21 protein-coding genes are annotated in these 22,420 nt (G+C 68.7%); 8 read left to right on the forward strand and 13 right to left on the reverse strand.

Annotated features, from left to right (window positions below; translation table 11 throughout):
• The first annotated feature begins 233 nt into the window (after positions 1 to 233).
• Positions 234 to 1,262 (forward strand): AbrB family transcriptional regulator, encoded by a 1,029-nt coding sequence (locus tag Ga0609869_RS05340; RefSeq protein WP_125405929.1) that lies wholly within the window; start codon positions 234 to 236, stop codon positions 1,260 to 1,262.
• A 145-nt stretch (positions 1,263 to 1,407) separates the two neighbouring features.
• Here Ga0609869_RS05340 and Ga0609869_RS05345 read toward each other — a convergent pair whose 3' ends face one another.
• On the reverse strand, positions 1,408 to 3,927 hold the full coding sequence (locus Ga0609869_RS05345; protein WP_125405927.1) for an ABC transporter permease: 2,520 nt from the start codon (positions 3,925 to 3,927) through the stop codon (positions 1,408 to 1,410).
• Positions 3,924 to 4,619 carry an ABC transporter ATP-binding protein gene (locus tag Ga0609869_RS05350; protein ID WP_125405925.1) on the reverse strand — a complete coding sequence of 232 codons (696 nt, stop codon included), beginning with the start codon at positions 4,617 to 4,619 and terminating at the stop codon, positions 3,924 to 3,926. The genes Ga0609869_RS05345 and Ga0609869_RS05350 overlap by 4 nt, the downstream gene beginning before the upstream one ends.
• On the opposite strand from Ga0609869_RS05350, the gene Ga0609869_RS05355 reads away from it, so the two are divergent.
• Positions 4,618 to 5,304 carry an arylesterase gene (locus Ga0609869_RS05355; protein WP_125405923.1) on the forward strand — a complete coding sequence of 229 codons (687 nt, stop codon included), beginning with the start codon at positions 4,618 to 4,620 and terminating at the stop codon, positions 5,302 to 5,304. The genes Ga0609869_RS05350 and Ga0609869_RS05355 overlap by 2 nt on opposite strands.
• Positions 5,305 to 5,508: 204 nt before the next feature.
• On the opposite strand, the gene Ga0609869_RS05360 is transcribed toward Ga0609869_RS05355, so the two are convergent.
• Together Ga0609869_RS05360 and hemC are read right to left on the reverse strand one after the other, a co-directional pair.
• Complete coding sequence (locus tag Ga0609869_RS05360) at positions 5,509 to 7,545, reverse strand: NADH:flavin oxidoreductase (protein WP_125405920.1); 2,037 nt, start codon at positions 7,543 to 7,545, stop codon at positions 5,509 to 5,511.
• A 199-nt stretch (positions 7,546 to 7,744) separates the two neighbouring features.
• Positions 7,745 to 8,695, reverse strand: a complete 951-nt coding sequence (gene hemC / locus Ga0609869_RS05365; RefSeq protein WP_125405917.1) for a hydroxymethylbilane synthase — start codon at positions 8,693 to 8,695, stop codon at positions 7,745 to 7,747.
• 103 nt (positions 8,696 to 8,798) lie between these two features.
• On the opposite strand from hemC, the gene hemE reads away from it, so the two are divergent.
• Positions 8,799 to 9,830 (forward strand): uroporphyrinogen decarboxylase, encoded by a 1,032-nt coding sequence (gene hemE / locus Ga0609869_RS05370; RefSeq protein WP_125405914.1) that lies wholly within the window; start codon positions 8,799 to 8,801, stop codon positions 9,828 to 9,830.
• Positions 9,831 to 9,905: 75 nt separating this feature from the next.
• Here hemE and Ga0609869_RS05375 read toward each other — a convergent pair whose 3' ends face one another.
• On the reverse strand, positions 9,906 to 10,409 hold the full coding sequence (locus Ga0609869_RS05375) for a PRC-barrel domain-containing protein (protein ID WP_125405911.1): 504 nt from the start codon (positions 10,407 to 10,409) through the stop codon (positions 9,906 to 9,908).
• A 135-nt stretch (positions 10,410 to 10,544) separates the two neighbouring features.
• On the opposite strand from Ga0609869_RS05375, the gene Ga0609869_RS05380 reads away from it, so the two are divergent.
• Positions 10,545 to 10,772: a uroporphyrinogen decarboxylase family protein gene (locus tag Ga0609869_RS05380; RefSeq protein WP_342772233.1), complete on the forward strand. Its 228-nt coding sequence runs from the start codon at positions 10,545 to 10,547 to the stop codon at positions 10,770 to 10,772.
• A gap of 237 nt (positions 10,773 to 11,009) precedes the next feature.
• The gene (locus Ga0609869_RS05385; protein ID WP_125405908.1) at positions 11,010 to 11,645 is read left to right on the forward strand and encodes a glutathione S-transferase family protein; all 636 of its coding nucleotides are present in this window, start codon (positions 11,010 to 11,012) and stop codon (positions 11,643 to 11,645) included.
• Between the two features lie 33 nt (positions 11,646 to 11,678).
• On the opposite strand, the gene hemF is transcribed toward Ga0609869_RS05385, so the two are convergent.
• Positions 11,679 to 12,563, reverse strand: a complete 885-nt coding sequence (gene hemF / locus Ga0609869_RS05390; protein WP_125405906.1) for an oxygen-dependent coproporphyrinogen oxidase — start codon at positions 12,561 to 12,563, stop codon at positions 11,679 to 11,681.
• Between the two features lie 123 nt (positions 12,564 to 12,686).
• Here hemF and Ga0609869_RS05395 point away from each other — a divergent pair, with 123 nt between their 5' ends.
• Positions 12,687 to 13,088 (forward strand): hypothetical protein, encoded by a 402-nt coding sequence (locus Ga0609869_RS05395; protein WP_125405903.1) that lies wholly within the window; start codon positions 12,687 to 12,689, stop codon positions 13,086 to 13,088.
• 241 nt (positions 13,089 to 13,329) lie between these two features.
• Here Ga0609869_RS05395 and Ga0609869_RS05400 read toward each other — a convergent pair whose 3' ends face one another.
• The 3 genes from Ga0609869_RS05400 to clpS are packed head-to-tail and all read right to left on the reverse strand — an operon-like array spanning position 13,330 to position 15,525.
• Positions 13,330 to 14,139 carry an SDR family NAD(P)-dependent oxidoreductase gene (locus Ga0609869_RS05400; RefSeq protein WP_125405900.1) on the reverse strand — a complete coding sequence of 270 codons (810 nt, stop codon included), beginning with the start codon at positions 14,137 to 14,139 and terminating at the stop codon, positions 13,330 to 13,332.
• A gap of 38 nt (positions 14,140 to 14,177) precedes the next feature.
• Positions 14,178 to 15,182, reverse strand: a complete 1,005-nt coding sequence (locus tag Ga0609869_RS05405) for a class I SAM-dependent methyltransferase (RefSeq protein WP_125405898.1) — start codon at positions 15,180 to 15,182, stop codon at positions 14,178 to 14,180.
• A 19-nt stretch (positions 15,183 to 15,201) separates the two neighbouring features.
• Complete coding sequence (gene clpS, locus Ga0609869_RS05410; protein WP_438826864.1) at positions 15,202 to 15,525, reverse strand: ATP-dependent Clp protease adapter ClpS; 324 nt, start codon at positions 15,523 to 15,525, stop codon at positions 15,202 to 15,204.
• Between the two features lie 140 nt (positions 15,526 to 15,665).
• Between clpS and Ga0609869_RS05415 the strand changes: the two genes are divergently transcribed.
• Both Ga0609869_RS05415 and Ga0609869_RS05420 read left to right on the forward strand, forming a co-directional pair.
• The gene (locus Ga0609869_RS05415) at positions 15,666 to 16,367 is read left to right on the forward strand and encodes an HAD family hydrolase (protein WP_125405893.1); all 702 of its coding nucleotides are present in this window, start codon (positions 15,666 to 15,668) and stop codon (positions 16,365 to 16,367) included.
• A 222-nt stretch (positions 16,368 to 16,589) separates the two neighbouring features.
• A complete protein-coding gene (locus tag Ga0609869_RS05420) occupies positions 16,590 to 17,942 on the forward strand; it encodes a D-alanyl-D-alanine carboxypeptidase family protein (protein ID WP_281273279.1) in 1,353 nt (450 codons plus the stop codon).
• A gap of 6 nt (positions 17,943 to 17,948) precedes the next feature.
• Here the strand turns inward: Ga0609869_RS05420 and ccoS are convergent, their stop codons facing one another.
• The 4 genes from ccoS to ccoG are packed head-to-tail and all read right to left on the reverse strand — an operon-like array spanning position 17,949 to position 22,200.
• On the reverse strand, positions 17,949 to 18,107 hold the full coding sequence (ccoS, locus tag Ga0609869_RS05425) for a cbb3-type cytochrome oxidase assembly protein CcoS (RefSeq protein ID WP_125405890.1): 159 nt from the start codon (positions 18,105 to 18,107) through the stop codon (positions 17,949 to 17,951).
• Between the two features lie 4 nt (positions 18,108 to 18,111).
• Complete coding sequence (locus Ga0609869_RS05430; RefSeq protein WP_125405887.1) at positions 18,112 to 20,304, reverse strand: heavy metal translocating P-type ATPase; 2,193 nt, start codon at positions 20,302 to 20,304, stop codon at positions 18,112 to 18,114.
• A 4-nt stretch (positions 20,305 to 20,308) separates the two neighbouring features.
• Positions 20,309 to 20,767: a FixH family protein gene (locus Ga0609869_RS05435; protein ID WP_125405884.1), complete on the reverse strand. Its 459-nt coding sequence runs from the start codon at positions 20,765 to 20,767 to the stop codon at positions 20,309 to 20,311.
• Positions 20,764 to 22,200: a cytochrome c oxidase accessory protein CcoG gene (gene ccoG, locus Ga0609869_RS05440; protein ID WP_125405881.1), complete on the reverse strand. Its 1,437-nt coding sequence runs from the start codon at positions 22,198 to 22,200 to the stop codon at positions 20,764 to 20,766. The genes Ga0609869_RS05435 and ccoG overlap by 4 nt, the downstream gene beginning before the upstream one ends.
• Positions 22,201 to 22,420 lie beyond the last annotated feature (220 nt).

The following is a 22,420-nucleotide window of genomic DNA, read 5'->3' on the forward strand; positions in this document are numbered from 1 at the left end:
GCGACGCCTGGCCGGGCATTGACCAGGGCCGAGATGCCGGCCGGGCGGTTCGCCGGTTCGCCCCGGTTCTGCGTCACGACGATCGACCGCGCGAGGCGGCCGGCATGGTCGACCCCGATCTGGTGCCACCGCGCTGCGGCGATTGACTTTCCCCCGGCCTGGCGGTTGCTTGGGCGCCAGGCCGGGGCGAACGCGCGCACCCCGGCCAACCCCGAGCCGGAGACCCCAACCCGATGTGGGCCGCGATCCGCACGCTTATCGTCGGCGCTCTGGGCGCCGGGCTGGCCGCCTTGCTGGGCGCGCCGGCGCCGTTTCTGACCGGCCCGTCGCTGGCGGTCACGCTGGCGGCGCTGGCGGGTCTGCACGTCACGGTGCCCGCGCGGCTGCGCGATGCCTGTTTCGTGCTGATCGGCGTCAACATGGGCGCCAGCGTCACGCCCGAAGCCGTGGCCACGGCGGTGAAATGGCCGATCAGCCTGGTTGCGCTCGCACTCGCCGTTCTGGCGATCTTCGCCGGCGGCACGCGGCTGTTGCAGGGCGTCTTCGGCTTCGACCGGATGAGCGCGCTTCTGGCCGCCACGCCGGGGCATCTGAGCTTCGTGCTGTCGCTGTCGTCGGACGTGCGGGCCGACCTGCCGCGGGTGACAATGATCCAGAGCCTGCGGGTGCTGGCGCTGACGCTGATCGTGCCGGTCCTGGCGCCGCTTCTTGGGACGGGCGATTTGCCGGCGCTGCCTCCCGCCGCGCCGCCGATGGCGCCGGTGGCTCTGGCCGGCCTTGTCGCCCTGTCGCTGGCGGCCGGGATGGGGCTCAAGCGGATCAGGGTGCCGGCGGCGCTGCTGCTGGGCGCGATGGGGCTGTCGGCGGTGGGCCACGGCGCGGCACTGATCGAGGGCGGCGTGCCGCAATGGCTGTCGCTGCCCGCCTTCGTGACCATGGGCACCCTGATCGGCACCCGCTTTGCCGGGGTCACGCCGCGGATGATGCTGCAATCGCTCGGCGCGGCCAGCCTGCTGACCGGCTTTGCCGCGCTGGTGGCGCTGGGGTTCGCCGCGCTGGTCGCGCGCCTCCTGGGCCTGCCGATCCTGAACGCGCTGATCGCGTTTGCGCCGGGCGGGCTTGAGACGATGATGGCGATGTCGCTGCTGCTCGACGCCGACCCGGCCTACGTCGCGGCGCATCACGTGTTCCGGCTGTTGTTCCTGACCGTGGTGATCCCGGTGGCGGTGGCCCAGGTGCGCAGCGCAACCGCCCGGCGTTGAGCGCATCAGACAGGCTCTTGCCCCCGGCAAACGGCTTTTCCCCACCGCCTGTCTTCTTCTGGCCGGAAATATCCCGGGGGTCCGGGGGCAGGGCCCCCGGCGGCGTCGGCCTTGCGAAAGCTCAGGCCGGTGCGCGCGCCGGTGACTACTCCCGCGCCCTCAACACCCGCGCGGGCCGCGCGGCCAGCGGCCGCCAGGCAAAACCCAGCCCGGCCAGCAGCGTGGCCATCGCGCCGCCGGCCACGATCAGCACCGCCGAAACCGGCTCGAACCGGTAGCCGCCCTCCATCACGAAGGTCATCACCGCCCAGCCGGCCAGGCCTCCGGCCACGATCGCCACGGCCCCCGCCGCCGCGCCCAAAAGCGCCGAACGCAGCGCGAAATAGCGCAAGATCTGCGGCCGCACCGCGCCCACGGTCTTCAGCACCGCCGCCTCGTAGACCCGCGCCCGCTCGCCCGCCGCCGCAGCCCCGATCAGCACGATCACGCCGGTAACCAGCGTCGCCGCCGCCCCGTAGGTGATCGCCGCGGCGAGGCTCGACAGCACCTCGGCCACCCGGTCGATCGCGTCGCGCACCCGGATCGCGGTGATGTTGGGATAGGCCGTGGCCAGGTCGCGCAGGATCGCCGCCTCGGCCTCGGGGTCGGCATAGATCGTGGCGATGTGGGTATGCGGCGCCCCCTGCAGGGCAGCCGGATTCATCGACAGGACAAAGCCGATCCCGGCGGTCGAGAAGTCGACCTCGCGAAAGCTGGTGACCTTGGCGGTGATGTCGCGCCCCAGGATATTGACGGTCACGTCGTCACCGAGCTTGAGCCCGATCTCCTCGGCCTCCTCGTCGGCGAAACTCATCACCGGTGGCCCGTCGTAGCCCTCGGGCCACCAATCCCCGGCGGTAATGACCGTGTCCTCGGGCGGCGTGGCCGAATAGGTCACGCCCCGGTCGCCCCGGATCACCCAGTGATCGCCCGCAACCTCGCGCGCGGGCAAACCGTTGATCCGCGTGATCACGCCGCGCAGCATCGGCGCGGTCTCGACCTTGGACACGCCCGGGTCGTTGTCCACCCGGTCGAGAAAACCCGCAAGCTGGTCGCCCTGGATGTCGACCACGAAATAGGAGGGCGCCACGTCGGGCAGGTCCTCTGCGATGGCCGCGCGCAGGTTGGCGTCGATCTGGCCCACGGCGGCCAGCACGCTCAGCCCAAGGCCCAGCGACAGCACTACCGACACGGTCTCGCCCGCCGGCCCGCCCACGGCGCCCAGCGCCAGCCGCGCCGCGGTGCGCCCGCGCACCATGTGCGTCCGCGCCGCACGCCGCGCCAGCCACCGCAGCCCGGCCGCCGCGATCACCAGCAGGCCCAGCGCCACGACAATGCCGAAGGCCGACCAGAGCGCCAGCTCCGGCACGCCCGAAAACCACGCAGCCACGCCGATCAGGGCCGCGGCCAGCGCCGCCGTGATCGCCACATAGACCGGCCGCGGCCAGGCCCGCTCGGGCCCCGTGGCGTCGCGGAACAGCGCCGCCGCGCGCACCTCCTCGGTGCGGGCCAGCGGCCACAATGTGAACACCAGCGCGGTCAACACGCCGTAAAGCGCCGCCTCGGCCAGCGGGCCCGCATGCACCGTAAACTCGGCCGGCACCGGCAATTGCGCCTCGATCACCGGGCCCAGCGCCAGCGGCGCCAGCGCGCCCAGCCCAAGCCCGAGCACGATGCCCAGCCCCGCCAGCGCGCCGATCTGGATCAGATACGCCCAAAGGATCGTGTGGCCCTCGGCGCCCAGCGTTTTCAGTATGGCGATCACCTCGGTCTTGCCGTCGAGATAGGCGCGCACGGCGGCCGAAACGCCAACCCCACCCACGGCGAGGCCCGCCAGCCCCACCAGCACCAGGAACGAGGCCATCCGGTCGACGAAAACGGTCATCCCCGGCGCGCCGTTGCGCGCATCGCGCCAGCGCATGCCCTGATCGGCAAACCGGGCCTCGGCCCGCTTTTCCAGCGCCGCAAGGTCGCCCCCGGGCAGGGCCAGGCGGTACTTGGTCTCGAAAAGCGTGCCGGGTTCGAGCAGCCCCGATCCCTCCAGCGCCGCGGTGCGCAGCAACAGCCGCGGCCCCAGGCCGAACCCGTCGCCCGCCCCGTCAGGCTCGCGCGTCAGCAGCGCAGACAGCGTGTAGTCGCCCGTGCCGAGGCGAAAGGCGTCGCCGGGAGCCAGGCCCAGCCGCTCGGCCAGCACCCGCTCCATCACCGCGCCGTTGCCGGCAAGCGCCGCGTCCAGCGGCATTGGCGGGTCCAGCTCGACAGCGCCATAGAGTGGATAGGCGTCATCGACGCCTTTGACCTGGGTCAGGCCGCGCTCGGTCGCCCCGTCGCGCTCGACCACCACCATCGACCGGAAATCGACAATCTCCGACACGCGGGCGGCGGTCGTCGCCATCCAGTCCCGCTCATCCGCGTCGGCGAAACGGTAGGTAAAGGACATCTCGCCATCGCCGCCCAGCAGAACCGCGCCCTCGCGCTTCAGCCCGCCCTCGATGCTTTCGCGCACCGAGCCCACGGCGGCGATGGCCGCCACGCCCAGCGCAAGGCAGGCAAGAAAGACGTAAAACCCCCTGAGCCCTCCGCGCAGCTCGCGCCGGGCGATCTTCGCCGAAACGCGCAGGCTCATTCCGCGGCACTCCGCAGGTCTTCCCCGGCGACGCGACCGTCGGCCAGCCGCACCACCCGGTCGCAGCGCGCGGCCAGTTCGCTCGCGTGGGTGACAAGCACCAGCGTCGCGCCGTGCCGGTCGCGCAGCCCGAACAGCAGATCCATGATCGCCGCGCCGTTGGCGCCGTCGAGGTTGCCCGTCGGCTCATCGGCCAGCAGGATATGCGGCCGTGGCGCGGCGGCGCGCGCAAGCGCCACCCGTTGCTGCTCGCCGCCCGACATCTGGCTCGGGTAGTGGTCGAGCCGCGCGCCCAGCCCCACGCCGCGAAGTTCCGCTTCGGCACGGTCAAAGGCGTCGGCGTGGCCGGCCAGCTCCAGCGGCGTTGCGACGTTTTCCAGCGCGGTCATGGTGGGAATCAGGTGGAACGATTGGAACACCACCCCCATATGCTGCCTGCGGAACCGGGCCAGCGCGTCCTCGTTCATCGCTGTCAGGTCATGGCCCAGCGCCGAAACCCGGCCCGACGTCGCGCGCTCCAGCCCGCCCATGAGCATGAGGAGAGAGGACTTGCCCGACCCAGACGGACCGACCAGCCCCAAGGTCTCGCCCCGCCCGACATCCAGCTCGATGCCGTGCAGAATTTCGACCGGACCGGCATTGCCGGCCAGCGTCAGCGTGACATCGGAAAGGGAAAGCACGGGGTCTGCCATGGCGGGCCTTCTGAAACGGATTGCTCCCCTTGCATATGGGGCGCGGCGGCGCGCGCTCAAGCTCGCGGCGGTTCTGGCGCTGGTCGCGCTGCCCGTCGATGCCGAACCCGTGGTGATCGCCGCGCTCGGCGACAGCCTTACCCAGGGCTACGGGCTTGCCCAGGGCGACGGTTTCGTGCCGCAGCTGGAGGCCTGGCTGACGGCGCAGGGCGCCGAGGTGGAGCTCATCAATGCCGGCGTCTCCGGCGATACCACTGCCGGAGGCCTGTCGCGGGTCGGCTGGACGTTGACGCCCGAAGTGGACGCGATGATCGTGGCGCTTGGCGGCAATGACCTGTTGCGCGGCATCGACCCGGCGACCTCCCGCGCCAATCTCGAAGGCGTTCTGAGCATCGCGCAGGAAAAGGGCGTGGAGGTGATGCTGGTGGGCCTTTCGGCACCGGGCAATTACGGCCCCGACTACAAGGCCGCCTTCGACGCGATGTATCCCGACCTGGCAGAGCAGTACGACACGCTGCTCGTGGACAGCTTCCTCGCCGGGCTGCGCGTCGACGAGGGGGATAGCCGCGCGCTGCGTGCGCTGATGCAGCCCGACGGCATCCACCCCAACGCGGAAGGCGTGCGCCTCATCGTCGAGGCGATGGGCCCCTCGGTGCTGAACCTGGTCGACCGAGTGCGGGACTGACACGGGTTTCGGGGGCGCTGCCCCCGCCGCCCGCCTTGCGGGCGGCCCCCCCGGGATATTTCCAGCCAGAAGAAGCGGGAAGAGCGCGCCGGCTTCTTCTGGCCCGAAATATCCCCGCCGGAGGCCCCGAGGCCCCGGCCCCAGGGCCGGGGCCGAGACGAAAGGCTTGCGCCGCAGGCGCTCATTTTTAAAAAAAAGCGGTCACTACCAGCGCAGACCGAACCGCAGCGCGTCATAGATCGCGGCGTGGACATTGCGAGAGGCGACGGCGTCGCCGATGCGATAAAGGGTAAAGCGGCCGTCGGGGTTGCAGGTTGGAAACGGATCGGCGGCAGCCAGAAGCGCCGGGTAATCAATCGCGCCGCGATTGCGCGCCTGCGGCTTCAGCGCGTGGTAGAGATCGTCGAGGGCGGCGGTTCCGTGTTCGACCACAACCTGGTCGGCGCGCCGTTCGGCGGTCGCGCCGCGCGCGTAGTCGGAGCCCAGCGTCGCGACCAGTTCGTTGCCCTCGCGGCGCAACGCGGTAAGGCGCGTATTGATCGTTACCCGTGCGCCGGTTTCGGCGAGGGCCGCGGCATAGGGGGCGTGGTTCAGCCCGCCCATCTCGGGGGCGAAGAAGCGTTCGGGACTGACGACTTCCAGCGTGGCCCCGGCGCGCGCGATCACTTCTGCCGCGCTCATCCCCGGGTGGCCGCCATTGTCGTCGTAGACCAGCACGCGGGCGGCGGGTTTCACCGTGCCGGACAGGATGTCCCAGGAGGAGACGGCCAGCTCGGCGCCCTGCATTTCGGGGGGCTGGGGCAGGCCGCCGGTGGCGATCACCACCATGTCGGGGTCTTCGGCCAGCACGTCGTCGACCTCGGCGTAGAGGTTGTAGCGGATCTCGACCCCCAGCCGGTCAAGCTCGGCGAGGCGCCAGTCGACGATGCCCGACATCTCGCGCCGGCGCGGGTTGGCGGCGAGCAGGGCGACCTGGCCGCCGGCGCGGTCGGCGGCCTCGAGGACCGTGACCTTGTGCCCGCGCTCGGCGGCGACGCGTGCGGCCTCAAGCCCGGCCGGGCCGGCGCCGACCACGACCGCGCGGCGGGCTGTCCCGGCCTTCGGAATGTCGTGCGGTATCCACGCCTCGCGGCCTGTGGCGGCGTTGTGCAGGCAGAGCGCCTCGCCGCCTTCGTAGATGCGGTCGAGGCAATAGGTGGCGCCGACGCAGGGGCGGATGCGGTCTTCGTGCCCCGCGGCGATCTTGCGGCCGATATGGGGGTCGGCGATATGGGCGCGGGTCATGCCGACCATGTCGAGCTTGCCGTCCGCAACCGCGTGCCGCGCGGTGGCGACATCGGCGATCTTGGCGGCGTGGAACATCGGTATGCCGGTGGCGGCACGCACCTCGCCCGCGAAATCGAGATGGGGGGCGGCGGCCATGCCCTGCACCGGTATGACCCTGGTCAGTTCGGCGTCGGTGGCCACGCGTCCGCGGATGAGGTTGAGGAAATCGACCTTGCCGCTGTCGGCCAGCCGCCTTGCGATCTCCACCCCCTCGTCGCGGCTGAGCCCCTTGTCGAAATCCTCGTCGGCGACCATGCGCAGGCCGACGATGAACTCGGAGCCCACGGCGGCACGCACCGCGTCGAGCACCGCCCAGGTAAAACGCAGGCGGTTGTCGAGCGAGCCGCCCCATTGGTCGTCGCGCCGGTTCTGGTAGGGGGACCAGAAGGCGTCCATCAAATGGCCGTAGGCTTCGAACTCGATCCCGTCGAGGCCGGCGGCCTGCATCCGTTGGGCGGCGGCGGCATAGTCGGCGACGATGCGGTCGATGTCCCAGCCCTCCATCTCTTTGGCGAAGGCGCGGTGGGCCGGTTCGCGCAGCGGCGACGGCGCGAGCACGGGCAGCCAGTCGCCCTTGTTCCAGCCGGTGCGCCAGCCCAGGTGGGTAAGCTGGATCATCACCGCCGCGCCGTGCTCGTGGCAGGCGTCCGCGAGGTCGCGCAGCCATGGCACGATCTCGTCGCGGTAGGCCAGGAGGTTGCCGAAGGCCTCGGGGCTGTCGGGCGAAACGACGGCCGACCCCGCGGTCATGGTCAGTGCGATGCCGCCTTTCGCCTTTTCGGCATGGTAGAGGCGGTAGCGTTCTTTCGGCATGCCGTCTTCGGAGTAGGCGGGCTCATGGGCCGTCGACATCAGCCGGTTGCGCAGCGTCAGGTGCTTGAGCCGATAGGGGGTGAGCAGCGGGTCGTTTTGCATGGGGCGGGCTCCTCAAGAGGCCGCGTCAGGCGAGCATTGCCGGGCCGGACCGTCAAGCAGGAACGCGACAGGGTCGCCCGGCGGGACGACGGGAAGGGGCTGCGCGAAGTCGCGGGGCGGGGTGCCTGCATCTGGCGGAAACGCAAAACGCCGGACAGGGGTTTCCCGCCCGGCGCCGTTTGCCGTCTTGCCCGGTGCCTTAGCCCTGAACCCAGTCAAAGAATCCTTCGCCCGCTTGCGAACGCAGCCTTTCGCCCAGCCTGCGGCCCATCTCGGCGGCCTCGCCGATGGGCGCGCGGTCTTCGCCCGCGATCCGCTCGGTCCCGTCGGGTTTCAGGATCTCGCCGCGCAGCCAGACCCGCTCGCCTTCCAAGAGCGCCAGCCCGCCGATCGGCGTTTCGCAGGACCCGTCGAGCGCGGCGAGGAAGGCGCGTTCGGCGGCCAGCCGGTGGCCGGTGGGCGTGTCGTGAATCGCGGCCAGCATTTCCGCGCAGCGGTCGTCGGACATGCGGCGCTCGATGCCGATGGCGCCCTGAGCCACGGCGGGCAGCATTTCCTCGGGTTCGATGCCGGATTTGGCGATCTCGCTCATCCCCAGCCGGTTGAGACCGGCCATGGCGAGGAAGGTCGCCTCGGCCACGCCGTCCTGCAGCTTTTTCAGCCGGGTCTGCACATTGCCGCGGAACTCGACAACCTTGAGGTCGGGGCGGAAGTTCAGTAGCTGGGCGCGCCGGCGCAGCGACGAGCTGCCCAGCACGGCGCCCTCGGGCAGGTCGGCCAGCCGCGCGTGATTGAGCGACACGAAGGCGTCGCGGGTATCCTCGCGCGGCAAGTAAGTGTCGAGGATCAGCCCCTCGGGCTGTTCCACCGGCATGTCCTTCATCGAGTGCACGGCGATGTCGATATCGCCGTTGAGCATCGCGTCCTCGATTTCCTTGGTGAAGAGGCCCTTGCCGCCGATCTCTTTCAGCGGGCGGTCGAGCACGCGGTCCCCGGTGGTCTTGATCACCACGATCTCGAAGGCGTCTTCGGGCAGGTCGAACGCCCTGGACAGCCGCGCGCGGGTTTCATGGGCCTGCGCGACGGCCAGCGGCGAGCCGCGGGTGCCGATCTTGAGGGGGGAAGCGGGGGAGGGAAGTGTCAGTGCCATGCGCCTACCTGTAATCGCGTCACGTCGTCCTGACAACTCGGCCCGACTTGACATGCTGCCGCAAGCAGGGGACGACAGGCGCCAGCAATAAACGGGGATGACGATGGCGGAAACCAAAAAACTGTTGCGGTCGCTCGCGGGTGAAATCCAGGACGTGCCGCCGGTCTGGCTGATGCGCCAGGCAGGGCGTTACCTGCCGGAATACCGGGCCACCCGGGCCGAGGCGGGCGATTTCCTGTCGCTGTGCTACAATTCCGAGCTCGCCGCCGAGGTTACGCTGCAACCGATCCGCCGTTACGGCTTCGACGCGGCAATCCTGTTTGCTGACATCCTGCTGCTGCCGCAGGCGCTGGGCGCCGATCTGTGGTTCGTCACCGGCGAGGGTCCGCGCCTGTCGACCATCACCGGGCCCGAGGGACTTTCCCCGCTCAAGGGCAAGGACGACATCCACGAGCACATGGCCCCGGTCTACGAAACCGTGCGCATCCTGTCGCGCGAGTTGCCGTCGGAAACCACGCTGATCGGCTTTGCCGGCGCGCCATGGACCGTGGCCACCTACATGATCGCCGGTCAGGGCACCAAGGACCAGGCGCCCGCGCACAAGATGCGGGTCGAGGACCCGGCCACCTTCGACGCGCTGATGGACCTGCTGACCGAATCCACCATCGAATACCTGTCCAAGCAGGTCGAAGCCGGGGCCGAGGTGGTCAAGATCTTCGACAGCTGGGCGGGCTCGCTGAAGGGCGAGGCGTTCGACAAATACGCGCTGGAGCCCGCGAAAAAGATCATCGCCGAACTCAAGGCCCGCCACCCCGGCCTGCCCTGCATCGCCTTCCCGCGCGAGGCCGGCGAAAAATACATCGGTTTCGCCAAGGCCACGGGGGCCGATTGCGTCGCGCTCGACAACTCGGTCGACGCCGCGTGGGGCGCGGCCAACGTGCAGGTCGATGGCTGCGTGCAGGGCAACATGGCGCCCTCGCTGATGGTGACCGGCGGGCAGGAATTGATCGACGAGACCAAGCGCATCAAGGACGCCTTCTCGAAGGGCCCGCATATCTTCAACCTTGGCCACGGGATCACCCCCGATGCCGACCCGGAGAATGTGAACGTCATGCTCGAGGCGCTTCGGGGCTAACCCCGGCAGCACCCTGAGAGACAAGAAAGGCCGCCGGAGATATCCCGGCGGCCTTCTTCCTGAGATGAACCGGGATCAGTTCCAGAACCCTTCATCCACGTTTTCCCTGTTTTGCAGGTCTTTTTCGTTCAGTCGCGTGACCAGCGCGTATTCGCGGTTGTCGACCGCCACGAGGTTCACGTCGTCGACCGGTATCATCACGTGTTTGTCGCCTACGTCGAGAAAGCCGCCGACTTCGCCCACGACGCCGATCATCTCGCCGTCATGCGACAGGACCACATCCTCGATCTCGCCGATCTGGTTCCAGTTGTCGCCGACGCTCTGATGAACGCCGGTCGGGCTCCAGACTTCATCTTGCGTCTCGTTCCAGGTGTAGATGTCACCGCCGGTGATGTCGCGCGTGCGAATCAGGTCCTCGCGGCCTTCCATCGACTTGGACATGTCGCCCGACCCCATGGTGCCGTTGCCGGTCTGCATGGTGCTGTTGCCGGTCTGCGAATTGCTGGCCTCGTGGTTCTCGGCCATCGCGCCGGTCGCGGCAACGGACAGGGCAAGTGCGCTTGCAGTAAGGAATTTCATGTCGTTTCCTCCTTTCGTTCCTTGCCATCTCCCGCCCAACAAGACCACCCGCGCCCTTGTTCCTGAACAGGACGGAAAATCCGGTTGCAAGGTGGATCAAGGAGTCGCGATTGGGCAGGTTTCGCCACGACCTGCGTGGCGCTCGACGCCGCGTGTGGTGCGTCCAACATGCAGGTCGATGGCTGCGTGCAGGGCAACATGGCGCCCTCGCTGATGATGACCGGCGGGCAGGAGTCGATCGACGAAACCCAGCGCATCAAGGACGCCTTCCCGAAGGGCCCGCATATCTTCAGACCCGGGCACGGTTTCACCCCGATGCGAACCCGGAGAAGTTTCACCCCGATGCGAACCCGGAGAATGTGAACGTCTTGCTCGCGGCGATTGGGGGCCGAGACGCCAGGCGTTTCTCGCCCCCCGGACGGCCGGTCCGGGGGATGCCCTTTTGGAGGGTTACCTTCGTCCAACCCGGCCCGCTGCCGCCGCCTTGTGCCAAGAGGCCGGGCGCGCGCCGTTCTGTCCGAACCCGAAGACCGCGCTAGATCAAGCCCTGCAAGGCGACGATGGCCGGGTGTTCCGGACCACCCAAGGAGGAGGAGAGACATGGCCGACCAGACCAAGCTTTATGGTTTCGACGGATCGACCTACGTTCGAACCGTGAAAACGGTGTTGAACGACAAGGGTGTCGATTTCGATCAGGCGCAGATCAACGTTCTGGAGGGTGAACCGCGCCAGCCCGAACACCTCGCCCGCCACCCGTTCGGCAAGGTTCCCGTGCTCGACATCGACGGTATCCGCATCCGCGAGACGGACGCGATTTGCCGGTATCTTGAGGACACCCGGCCCGACCCGGCGCTGATTCCGGACAAGGCCCGGGAAAAGGCCCTGATGAACGAGGCGATGAGCCTGATCAACGCTTACGGCTACGACGCCCTCATCGGCGCGGCCGGCTATCACCTCTTTCCAGAGTTCATCGGCGGCCCGGATGACGATGCTCATGCGGAGTGCATGAAAGCCGCCAAGACGCTGCTGGAACTTCTGATGGAAAACAAGGGTCAGGCGAAATGGCTGGCCGGCGATGCCCCGACGCTCGCCGATTACTTCCTCGCGCCGATCATGTTCTACATTTCGCTGACGCCCGACAAGGATGCGCTGCTGCAGGTGCCGGGCATGGCCGACTGGTGGCAGGCGATGCAGGGCGTCGCGTCCTTCAAGGCCACCGAACCCGATCTGGGATAGGCCAGGCGGCGCGGCCGCGGCGGTCGCGCCGGCCTAAGGCCAGCTCGCCAGCGGCGGCATCGACATCAGGACCGCGTCGGGGTCGTGCCCGGTCTCGAGCCCGAATTTCGTGCCCCGGTCGTATAGCAGGTTGTATTCGGCATAGAGGCCACGGTGGGCCAGTTGCGCGGCGCGGTCCTCGTGTGACCAGGCGGTGTCGCGGCGGTCTTCGACCAGCGGCAGGTAGGCGGGCAGGAAGGCGCGGCCGACATCCTGGGTAAAGGCGAAATCGGCCTCCCAGTCGCCGCTGTTCAGGTCGTCGTAAAAGATACCGCCCACGCCACGGGCGCGGTGGCGGTGGGGGACGTAGAAATACTCGTCGGCCCAGGCCTTGAAGCGGGGGTAGTGGCTGAGGTCGTGGCGGTCGCAATGCTCCTTGAGCACCGCGTGAAACGCCTCGGTGTCGTCGTCGTAGGGCAGGCAGGGGTTGAGGTCGGTGCCGCCGCCGAACCACCAGCCATGCGGCGTCCAGAACATGCGGGTGTTCAGGTGGACCGCCGGCGTATGGGGGTTTTGCATATGGGCCACAAGGCTGATGCCGGAGGCCCAGAAGCGCGGGTCGTCCTCCATGCCCTCCAGCCCCTTTCGGGCGGCCATCGCGGCCTGCGCCTTGCGCCCCAGCGTGCCGTAGACGGTCGAAACGTTGACGCCGACCTTTTCAAACACCCGCCCGCCGCGCATCACGCTCATCAGCCCGCCGCCGCCATCGCCGGCCTCGCGGCGGGTTTCCGTCACCTCGAAACGGCCGGCGGGCGCCTCGGCGAAGGGGCCGCTTTGCTGGGCCTCCTCCAGCGCCTCGAAGGCGGCCACTATCTCGTCGCGCAGGCTGCGGAACCAGGCGCTGGCGCGGGTCTTCTTGTCGTCGAACTGTTCGGTCATGGGCGTCTCCCTCGAGTGCCTCAGACCTAGCAGCTTTGGACCGGCCGTGCCAACATGCCGCAGGGGTTTCCCGGCCGGGCTCGGGCGCCCTAGACTGGGGCCACAGTTGACAGGAGACCGATAATGCGCGCCCTCGCCCTCTGTGCCCTCGCCCTGCTGGGCGCCTGCGCCACGCCGCGCGAGTTGTGCGAGGCCGACGCGTTGCGCGAATTGCGGGTGATCGATGCGCTGGCCTCCGATACCGAGGCGACGCTGGCGCGCGGCTACGGGCTGGAGCGCGAGCCGGTGAGCGTCTGGCGCATGCGGCCCTGCCCACGGCGCGGCAAGGACGGGCGGATCTATTCAGGCTTTTGCCAGGTGCGCGAGGTCGAGATGCGTACCCGCCCCGCGGCCGTCGACCTCGCCGCCGAGCGGCGCAAGCTGGCAGGGCTGAAGGAAAAGCGCACCGAGCTTGCGCGCAGGGCTGCCCGCGACCTGGCAATCTGCCGCAAGACTTATCCCGAGGTTCAGCGCCAAAACCCGTGATCCGGTCCAAACGCGCGGGTTTTCTCCAAGAGCGCTTTGCGACCATCGGATTCGCCCTGCTTCGCGGCCGACCCCCAGGGTATTTGGACCAAGAAGAACCAGGCAGCGGTTTCTTCTGGCTCCAAATATCCCGGGGGGAGTCCGGAGGACGGGGGGCAGAGCCCCCCAGCGCCGCCGCAATACCGGCGTCTCCTCCGTCCGCATAGCAGACCGTGGATGGCTGCCGTTGTCGGGCCGGACCCTAGTGCGCCGGCGCGTTCACCGGGTCGAGCAGGGTGCGCCCGCCGTCCACCGTCAGGATCTGCCCGGTGACGAACTGCGCCCCCTCCGAGGCGAGGAACTGCACCGCTTCGGCCACCTCGCCGGGCTTGGCGATGCGCCCAAGCGGCGTGTGTTCGCAGATATCGGTGCGGTAGTCCGAATTGTCCTTCAGCGCGCCTTTGAGGCTGGCCGAGAGAACAGAGCCGAAGGCGACGGCGTTCACCCTTATCCGGTGCTGCGCCAGCGCGACCGCCAGAGAGCGCGTCAACTGGTCGAGCGCGGCGGAGCTGACCGAATAGCCCAGCAGGCTGGGATGGGTCCGGCGCGCCGCGATCGAGGACAGGTTGATGATGGCCCCGGCCGAGCCCTCTTCCAGCTCTTCGTCCTCGGCCTGCTTGATCATCCGCTTGGCGACGATCTGGCTCAGCCTGAGGCTGGTGATCACGTTTTGCTCTATCAGCATCTCGACCGCGTCGGCATCGGGGTCGAGCGGGTCCGAGGGCACCATCTGGCGGCTGGCGTTGACCAGGATGTCGATACGCTCGAAAGCGTCGATCGTGGCCGACAGCAGGTTGGCGACGGTCAGCCGCTCGCGCAGGTCGCCGGCGAAATAGCGGACATTGCCCTCGCGCTCGGCCGCCTTGCCGACCTCGTCGATCAACCGGGCCTCGTCCATGTCGACGAACATCACGTTGGCGTCGTGGTCGGCGAAATGCCGGGCGATGGCCAGACCCACGCCATTGGCAGCGCCGGTGACGATGGCGGTCTTGCCGACAATCGAGAACGACATGGGCGGGCCTCCTGATTCTGCGCGCAGCTTAGGGGATGTCAGCGAGAGGGGCGAGGGCGGCCCTGCGGGCGGGAGGCGCGGATCACCTTGAAGCCCGCGTCGCCGCCGGTCTCGGCGACCTCGCGGAACAGCGCGCCGAGCTCGCGCTCGTAAGGCAGGTGCCGGTTGGCGACCACGTAGAGCGCGCCCTGGGGCGCCAGCATCGCGGCGGCGGCGCGCAGGAAGGCGCGGCCAAGTTCGGGGTCGGCGCTGCGGCCGGCGTGGAAGGGCGGATTGCAGATCACCGCGTCAAAGGCGTTCTCGGGGGCAAAGCGGGTGGCATCGGCCCAGTGGAACCGCGCGCGCGGGTCGGCCACGTTGATCCGCGCGCAGTCCAGCGCGGCATGGTCGGCCTCGATCAGGTGCATCTCGGCGATATCTGGGCTGGCCGCCAGCGCCCGGGCGGCCAGATAGCCCCAGCCCGCGCCCAGATCGGCCACCCGCCCCTTCAGCCCCGGCAGCGCGTCGGCCAGCAGGCACGAGGCGCGGTCGACGCCATCGGCAGAGAACACGCCGGGCAGGGTGACGAAGCCGCCCTCTATCGGCGCCGGCTCGGCGACGCGCCAATCGGCCATTGCATCGGGCGCCGCGCCAAACACGAAGAGCTTGCCATGGGCCTTGGCCAGCGGGGCGCCGACGTGGCCCCGCGCCCGGCAGGCCTTGAGCAGGCTGTCGATGCCGTCGGTCTTTTGCCCGTCGACGATCACCGGGCCGCCGCGGGTACGCGTCACGGCATCGGCCAGCAGGTCGCGCGCCTCGTCCTTGGCGCGCGGCAGGTAAAGGACGGCCAGCGCGCAATCGCCCTCGGGCACCGCCGCGACGCGATAGCCGCGCGCCGCCCAGGCGTCGTGATCGGGCTTTCGCCGCTGGACGATCCGCACCCGTTCGGCCGGCAGCGCGGTCAGGTCAGAGCCCGCGCCGGGATTGACCACGCAAATCGTGCCATCGGCGGGCAGCACGGCGGCACCGGAGGCGAGCGCAAGGGACAATCGGCTGTCGGCCATGGAGCGCGGGCGCGACGCCCTATTCCTTTTCCATGGTGCATTGCAGCGGGTGCTGGTGACGGCGGGCGAAATCCATTACCTGCGCCACCTTGGTCTCGGCCACCTCGAAGGAAAACACCCCCACCACCGCGACGCCCTTCTTGTGAACGGTCAGCATCAGCTCGAACGCCTGGGCGTGGCTCATGCCGAAAAACCGCTCCAGCACATGCACGACGAACTCCATCGGGGTGTAGTCGTCATTGAGCAGCAGCACCTTGTAAAGCGGCGGCCGCTGGGTCTTTGGCCGCGTTTTTGTGATCACCCCGGTTTCATCATCGGGGCGGTCCTCGCGGTCGGACATCATCAGCGGTCGGACGGTCAAGGCGTTCGGCTCCGGCAATCTGGGTGGTCTTGGGCTCGATCTGTTTATATATGCGAGGGCCGGGGTCTGAAAAGGGGCCTCAGCGTAGCATTGTCACGCGCGCCCCGCCGCAGGAGATGTTCATGACGGCCTCTGTCACCACCATCGGCTTCGACGCCGACGACACGCTCTGGCAGAACGAGCGCTTTTTCAAGATGACGCAAGAGCGATTCGCCACGCTTCTGGCCGAGTATGCCGAGCCCGATCACCTGTACGAGCGGCTGACCGAGGCCGAGCGGCGCAACCTCGGGCAGTACGGGTTCGGCATCAAGGGGTTCGTGCTGTCGATGATCGAAACCGCCATCGAGGTTACCGACGAGCGTGTCCCGTCCTCGGTGATCCACGAGCTTTTGCGCGCGGGCCAGGAGATGCTGAACCACCCGATCGAGCTGTTGCCCCATGCGCGCGACGCGGTCGAGGCGCTGGCGGCGTCCCACCGCATCGTGCTGATCACCAAGGGCGATTTGCTGGACCAGGAGCGCAAGCTCGCCCAATCGGGGCTGGGCGAGCTGTTCGACGGGGTCGAGATCGTGTCTGACAAGACCGCGCCGCGCTACGGCGAGATCTTTGGCCGCCACGGCGATGGGGCCGAACGGGCGATGATGGTTGGCAATTCACTGCGCTCCGACGTGATCCCGGCGCTGGACGCCGGCGCCTGGGGGGTGTTCGTGCCCCACGATCTGACCTGGGCGCTGGAACATGCCGAAGTGCCCCAAGACCACCCCCGGTTCCATGAACTGACCGATCTGGCCGGGCTGCCCGATCTGGTCGGGCGACTGGCCTGACATCTAGTGCACAGATGCCGGCCCGGCCCCATATCTGGACTGAAAGAACAGCTCAAAAACCCTTGAAAAGAATTGTTTTCTGCGCCTTTGGGGTGTGGTACTGTTAATCTAACAACCGACCGGGAAAACCCGGCGGAACGAGGCAGTGAAAAGGCAGGCAAGGTGCAAAACCTGGGGCGTACGGCCCGGATCGGGCTGATTTCCGTTTACTTCGCGGGTCTTGTGGCCCTCAGCGCAATCCAGGCGCAGGCAGCGCCCTATGCGGCGATGGTGATCGACGCGCGCAACGGCGAGGTGCTTCATTCGCGCAACGCCGACTCGCGGCTGCACCCGGCATCGCTGACCAAGATGATGACGCTTTACGTTGCCTTCGAGGCGGTGGAGAACGGCGAGATATCGCTTGACACCATGGTGCGCATTTCGAAAAAGGCCGCGGCCGAGCCGCCGTCCAAGCTGGGACTGCGCGCCGGGCAGCAGATCCGGTTCCGCTATCTCATCCGGGGCGCGTCGGTGAAATCGGCCAATGACGCGGCCACCGCCATCGCCGAGGCCATCGAGGGGTCCGAGGCCGCATTTGCCCGGCGCATGAACCGCACCGCCAAATCGCTGGGGATGACGCGGACGACCTTCAAGAACGCCCACGGCCTGACCGAAGCGGGGCACCTGTCGACCGCGCGCGACATGACCACGCTGGGGCGGCACCTCTTTTTCGACTACCCGCAATATTACAATCTCTTCTCACGCATTTCGACCGATGCGGGCATCCGCACGGTATCGAACACCAACCGCCGGCTGCTGGGCTCTTATCGCGGCGCGGATGGCATCAAGACCGGCTATACCCGCGCGGCGGGTTTCAACCTCGTCGCCTCGGCCGAGCGCGGCAACGAGCGGATCATCGCCACCGTCTTTGGGGGGCGCTCGTCGGCCACGCGCAACGCCCGCGTGGCCGAGTTGCTCGATCTCGGCTTTCAGCGCGCGCCGTCGCGCGTGGCGATGAAAAAGCCCCGCCGCCCGGCCTATGGCCACCATGTGGCCAGCGCCGATATCGCCGTCACCCGGTCGCCGCGGCCGGCGCCACGGCCCAGCGCGGCACCCGCCGCCGGCACTGTGATCGCCGCGCTTGAAGACGACATCCTGAAGGCCGTCGAAGAGGCCGCCACGGCCCCCGCGCCGACACCCACCGCACCGACGGCGACCGCCGCGGCCGTGCCTGTCGCCGTCGCGCCCAGGCCCCGCCCCGCCGCGCTGTCGCTTGCCAGCGCGCGCCCGACGGCCCAGGGCGCCGCCCAGCCCGACGCCGGGCAAGAGATCGTGACGCGCCTGTCGTCGTCCGGCGGGCGGCATTGGGGCATAAATGTCGGCCGCTACGGATCGCGCTACCAGGCCGAGAGGGTGCTTTTGAAAACCGCCCTGCGCGAGCTTGGCACGCTTGACGACGCGCTGCGCAAGGTGGTGCAGAACAGCCGCGGTTTCGAGGCCAATTTCGTGGGAATGACCGAGGATCAGGCTGCGCTGGCCTGCCGGCGGCTGAAGTCCCGCGGCGCGGAATGCCAGCTTTTCGGCCCGCGCTCCTGACAGGCGTCAGGGCTTGGGGTGGTCGTCCCACTCGTCGTTGAGTATCCGCCGGCTGTCGCCCTCCGGGTCGTCGAACTGGTTCGAGCGGAGCGCCCAGAAAAACGCCGCCAGTCCCAGCGCGCCGAGGCTGAGCGAGATCGGAATCAGATAGGCCAGCATCTCCATCGGTTCACCTCAGTCTGAGTGCGTTGAGCGACACGGTGATCGAAGAGGCCGACATCGCCAGCGCGGCGGCCAGCGGCGTGGCAAAGCCCGCCAGCGCGATCGGCACGGCGATCATGTTGTAAAGCGCCGCGATGGCAAAGTTCTCATGAATGCGGCGGGTCGCCTTTTTCGCCGTGGTCGCTGCCTCGGCGATGGGGGCCAGGTCTTGCCCCAATAGCACGATATCAGAGGCCACCCGCGCGGCATCGAGGGCCGTGGCCGGCGAGATCGAGACATGGGCGGCGGCCAGCGCCGCAGTGTCGTTCAGCCCGTCGCCCACCATCAGCACCCGCCTGCCGCCGCGGCTGAGCGCGGCCACGGCCTCGGCCTTTTCCTCTGGCAGGGCACCGGCGATCCATTCGGAAATGCCCAGCCGGCCGGCCAGATCGGCCACCGGCGCCTCGGCATCGCCCGACAAGAGCCGCACCTCGAGCCCCCGCGCGCGCAGCGCGGCCACGGCCTCTTGGGCGCCGGGCCGCAGCCTGTCGGCAAAGGTGAACTCGATCGGGGCCCCCTGCCCCACGCGCAACCAGGCGGCGGTCTCGGGGCCGGCCTCGGCGCCCAGCCAGGCGGCGCGGCCAAACCGCACTATCTGCCCGCCAAGCCGCCCCTCGACGCCGTGCCCCGGCACCTCGTGCACGTCGGTCAGCGGCGCGGGATGGATGCCGGCCTTGCGCGCGGCCTCGGCCAGCGCCTTGGCCAGCGGGTGCGCGGACGGACCGGCGAGCGCCAGCGCGATTTCCAGCTCGCGCCGCGGATGGTTGCCCAGGTTGGTGGGCTCGGGCGTGCCCAGGGTCAGCGTGCCTGTCTTGTCGAAGACAACGGTGTCGATCTCGGCCAGCCGCTCCAGCGCCGTGCCGTCCTTGATCAGCATTCCCTTCTTGAACAGCCGCCCGGAGGCCGCGGTGGTCACCGCCGGGACGGCGAGGCCCAGCGCGCAGGGGCAGGTGATGATCAGCACCGCCACGGCGATATTCAGCGCCAGCCGTACGTCACCGCCAGTGCCGGCCAGCCAGCCGAGGAAGGCCGCCAGCGCCAGCAGATGCACCCCCGGCGCGTAGATGCGCGCGGCCCGGTCGGCCAGCGACGTGTAGCGGTTTTTCGAGCTTTCGGCGACGGCCACAAGGTCGGCCATGCGGTGCAGCGAGCTGTCTTCGCCAGCCGCCGTCACCGTGACCGAAAGAGGCCCGGTAAGGTTGACCTCGCCCGCGCTCAGCCGGGCGCCGGGGCCGGCAAAGGCTGGCAGCGTCTCGCCCGTCAGCAGCGAGCGGTCGATTTCCGACTGGCCCTCGGCCACCACCCCGTCGACGGGCACCCGCGCGCCCGGTTTCACCAGTACCACGTCGCCCACGGCGATTTGCGAGATGGCGACGGTTTCCTCCTGCCCGTCGGCGGCGCGGCGCAGCGCGCGGGGCACCTCGAGCGCGGCCAGTTCCTCGGCCGCCGAGCGCGCCACGGCGCGGGTGCGGTGGTCGAGATAGCGGCCCGCCAGCAGGAAGAAGGTCAGCGACAGCGCGGCGTCGAAATAGGCGTGCGGCCCGTGCTGGGCAGTCTCGTACAGCGACATGCCGGCGGCCAGCAGGATCGCCAGCGAAATCGGCACATCCATGTTGAGGCGCGCGTGTTTCAGCACCGACAGGGCGTTGCGAAAGAACGGCTGGGCAGAAAAGGCGATGGCCGGCAGGGCGATGGCCGCCGAGATCCAGTGGAACATGTCGCGCGTCGCGTCGCTGGCCCCCGACCAGACGGCGACCGACAACAGCATGACGTTCATCATGGCGAAGCCCGACACGGCGATGCGCATCAGGATATCGCGGCCCGCCTTGTCGGTGGCGGTGGCGGCGATGATGCCGGGGTCGAGTTCGTGCGCCTCATAGCCGACCCGGTCGAGCACGGCGATCAGGTCGTCGGCGGTCGTGTCGGGCTCGGCCTCGACCGCCACGCGCTTGAGCGTAAGGTTGACGCGCGCCTCGCGCACGCCGGGCATCGCGTTCAGCGCCCGTTCCACCGCCGCGATGCAGCCCGCGCAATGGATCGTCGGCAGCGAGAGGAAAAGCTGCGCCTTGTCGGGTGCCCTGCCCTCGGCCAGCTCTTCGGCAGCGGGCGCGACGGCGCAGGCGGGGCAGGCGGCCGGTCGGGAGGTTTCGATGCTGCCCATGGGCCTAGCCCCTCACGTAAAGCTCCAGGCGCTGGCGGAACAGGGTGCCGTCGGGCGCCTCGGCCTCCAGCCGGATGTTCCAGTAACCGGGCGCCAGGTCGACCGGGGCGGAAAAATCGCCCGCGTAGCCGCTGAAATCCGGCGCCTGGTCCTGTTGCACGTTGGTCGCGCGGCCCACGGTCGCGTCGAGCCGGGCCACATCGACCGCGCGGCCGGCCATGTCGGTGAAGGTGATCCTGAGCACCCCGTCCTCGTAGCGCGGCGCCACCTGCCAGCCCAGCGCCTCTTGCGCGTTGCGGGCGGCGTCGAATTTCTGGCTGGCGACGTAGCTGTTGTCGACCTCCAGGCCGGGGAAGGTGCTGACCGCCTGGAAGGCCAGCGTCAGGTTGACCCCGATCACGACAGCGAAGGCCGTGACCGTGATGATCAGCACGTGGCGCCCGGTGAGTTTTCTCTCGCTCATTTCCCCGTTCCGGTTCCGTTGAAGACGGTATCGGCAAAGGCGCGGTCGTCACCCTCGATATCGTGCAGCCAGATGCGCAGCTCGGTGCGCGGGGCCGTGGCGGCGTCGCTGCCGGCCGGCGCCACGACATAGACGCGCTGCAATTCGCTGGCGTCGGGCGGGACCGAGACGAGGCCGGTCTCGGCGCCCTCGACCTGGACGCTGAACACGTCGTTCGGGGTCACGCCGATCTGGAACCAGCGGTCTTCGCCGAACTTGTTGCGAACGCGCACCTCGTAGACGTTGCGGATCGAGCCGTCGGGCAGCGTCACGTAGATCGGGTTGCGCACCGGCGACACGGTCAGGTCGATTTCCGAGCGGATGAACAGCGCGACGACAAGGCCGACACCGACCGCCGCCCAGAGAACGGTGTAAAGGATGGTGCGGAAACGGAAGACATGCTTCCAGATCGGTTTGGGCGCGTGGCCCGCGCGTTCGCGCGCCTCATCGGACAGGGCGATGTAGTCGACCAGGCCGCGCGGCTTGCCGATCTTTTCCATCACCTCGTCGCAGGCGTCGATGCACAGCCCGCAGGTGATGCAGGCCAGTTGCTGCCCGTCGCGGATGTCGATGCCCATGGGGCAGACATTCACGCAGGCATAACAGTCGATGCAGTCGCCCAGCACCTCGGCCCCCGCGGCCTTGCGATGCTTGCCGCGCGGCTCGCCGCGCCAGTCACGATACCCGATGGTGATGGTATCCTCGTCCATCATCGCGGCCTGGATACGCGGCCAGGGGCACATGTAGATGCAGACCTGTTCGCGCATGAGCCCGCCGAAGGCGAAGGTGGTCAGCGTCAGAACAAGGATGGTGGTGTAGGCCACCGGGTGCGCCTGAAGCGTCACAAGGTTCCACAAAAGCGTCGGCGCATCGGCGAAGTAGAACACCCACGCCCCGCCCGTGCCGACGGCGATCAGCAGCCACAGCATCCACTTGGTCAGCCTCAGCCGGGTCTTGCGGCCATCCCACTTGGCGTTCCACAGCCTGACGCGCTTGTTGCGGTCGCCCTCGACCCAGCGCTCGACCAGGATGAAGAGGTCGGTCCAGACGGTCTGCGGGCATGTATAGCCGCACCAGACCCGTCCCAGCGCCGAGGTGAACAGGAAGAGGCCGAGACCCGCCATGATCAGAAGGCCCGCGACGAAGTAGAATTCGTGCGGCCAGATCTCGATCCAGAAGAAGAAGAAACGCCGGTTGGCCAGATCGATCAGCACCGCCTGGTCGGGCATGTTGGGGCCGCGGTCCCACCGGATCCAGGGCGTGAGGTAGTAGATACCCAGCGTCACGGCCATGATCCACCACTTCAGATTGCGGAACTTGCCGGAAACACGCCGCGGAAAGATCGGTTCGCGGGCGGAATAGAGGCGATCGGGGGGCTGGTCTGTCGAGCTCACAAGCTCACTCCGTTCAGGATCGGGACTGGTCGGCCGGCCCCGGGCGCCAGGGCCGCGCTGTGTGACGCATGGTGTGGTGATAGACCGCACCCGGCGGGAATGAAAGCGGCGGGCCGATCACATATCGCGGCGGGACGCTTCGGGAAAAGGGGTATGGGCAGCTTGGGCTGGACGGGCGACTTAGAATAAGTATAGATAGACACCGACCCCCTTGGAAACG

It is taken from the genome of Rhodovulum iodosum (assembly GCF_041020385.1).
Taxonomy (GTDB): Bacteria; Pseudomonadota; Alphaproteobacteria; order Rhodobacterales; family Rhodobacteraceae; genus Rhodovulum; species Rhodovulum iodosum.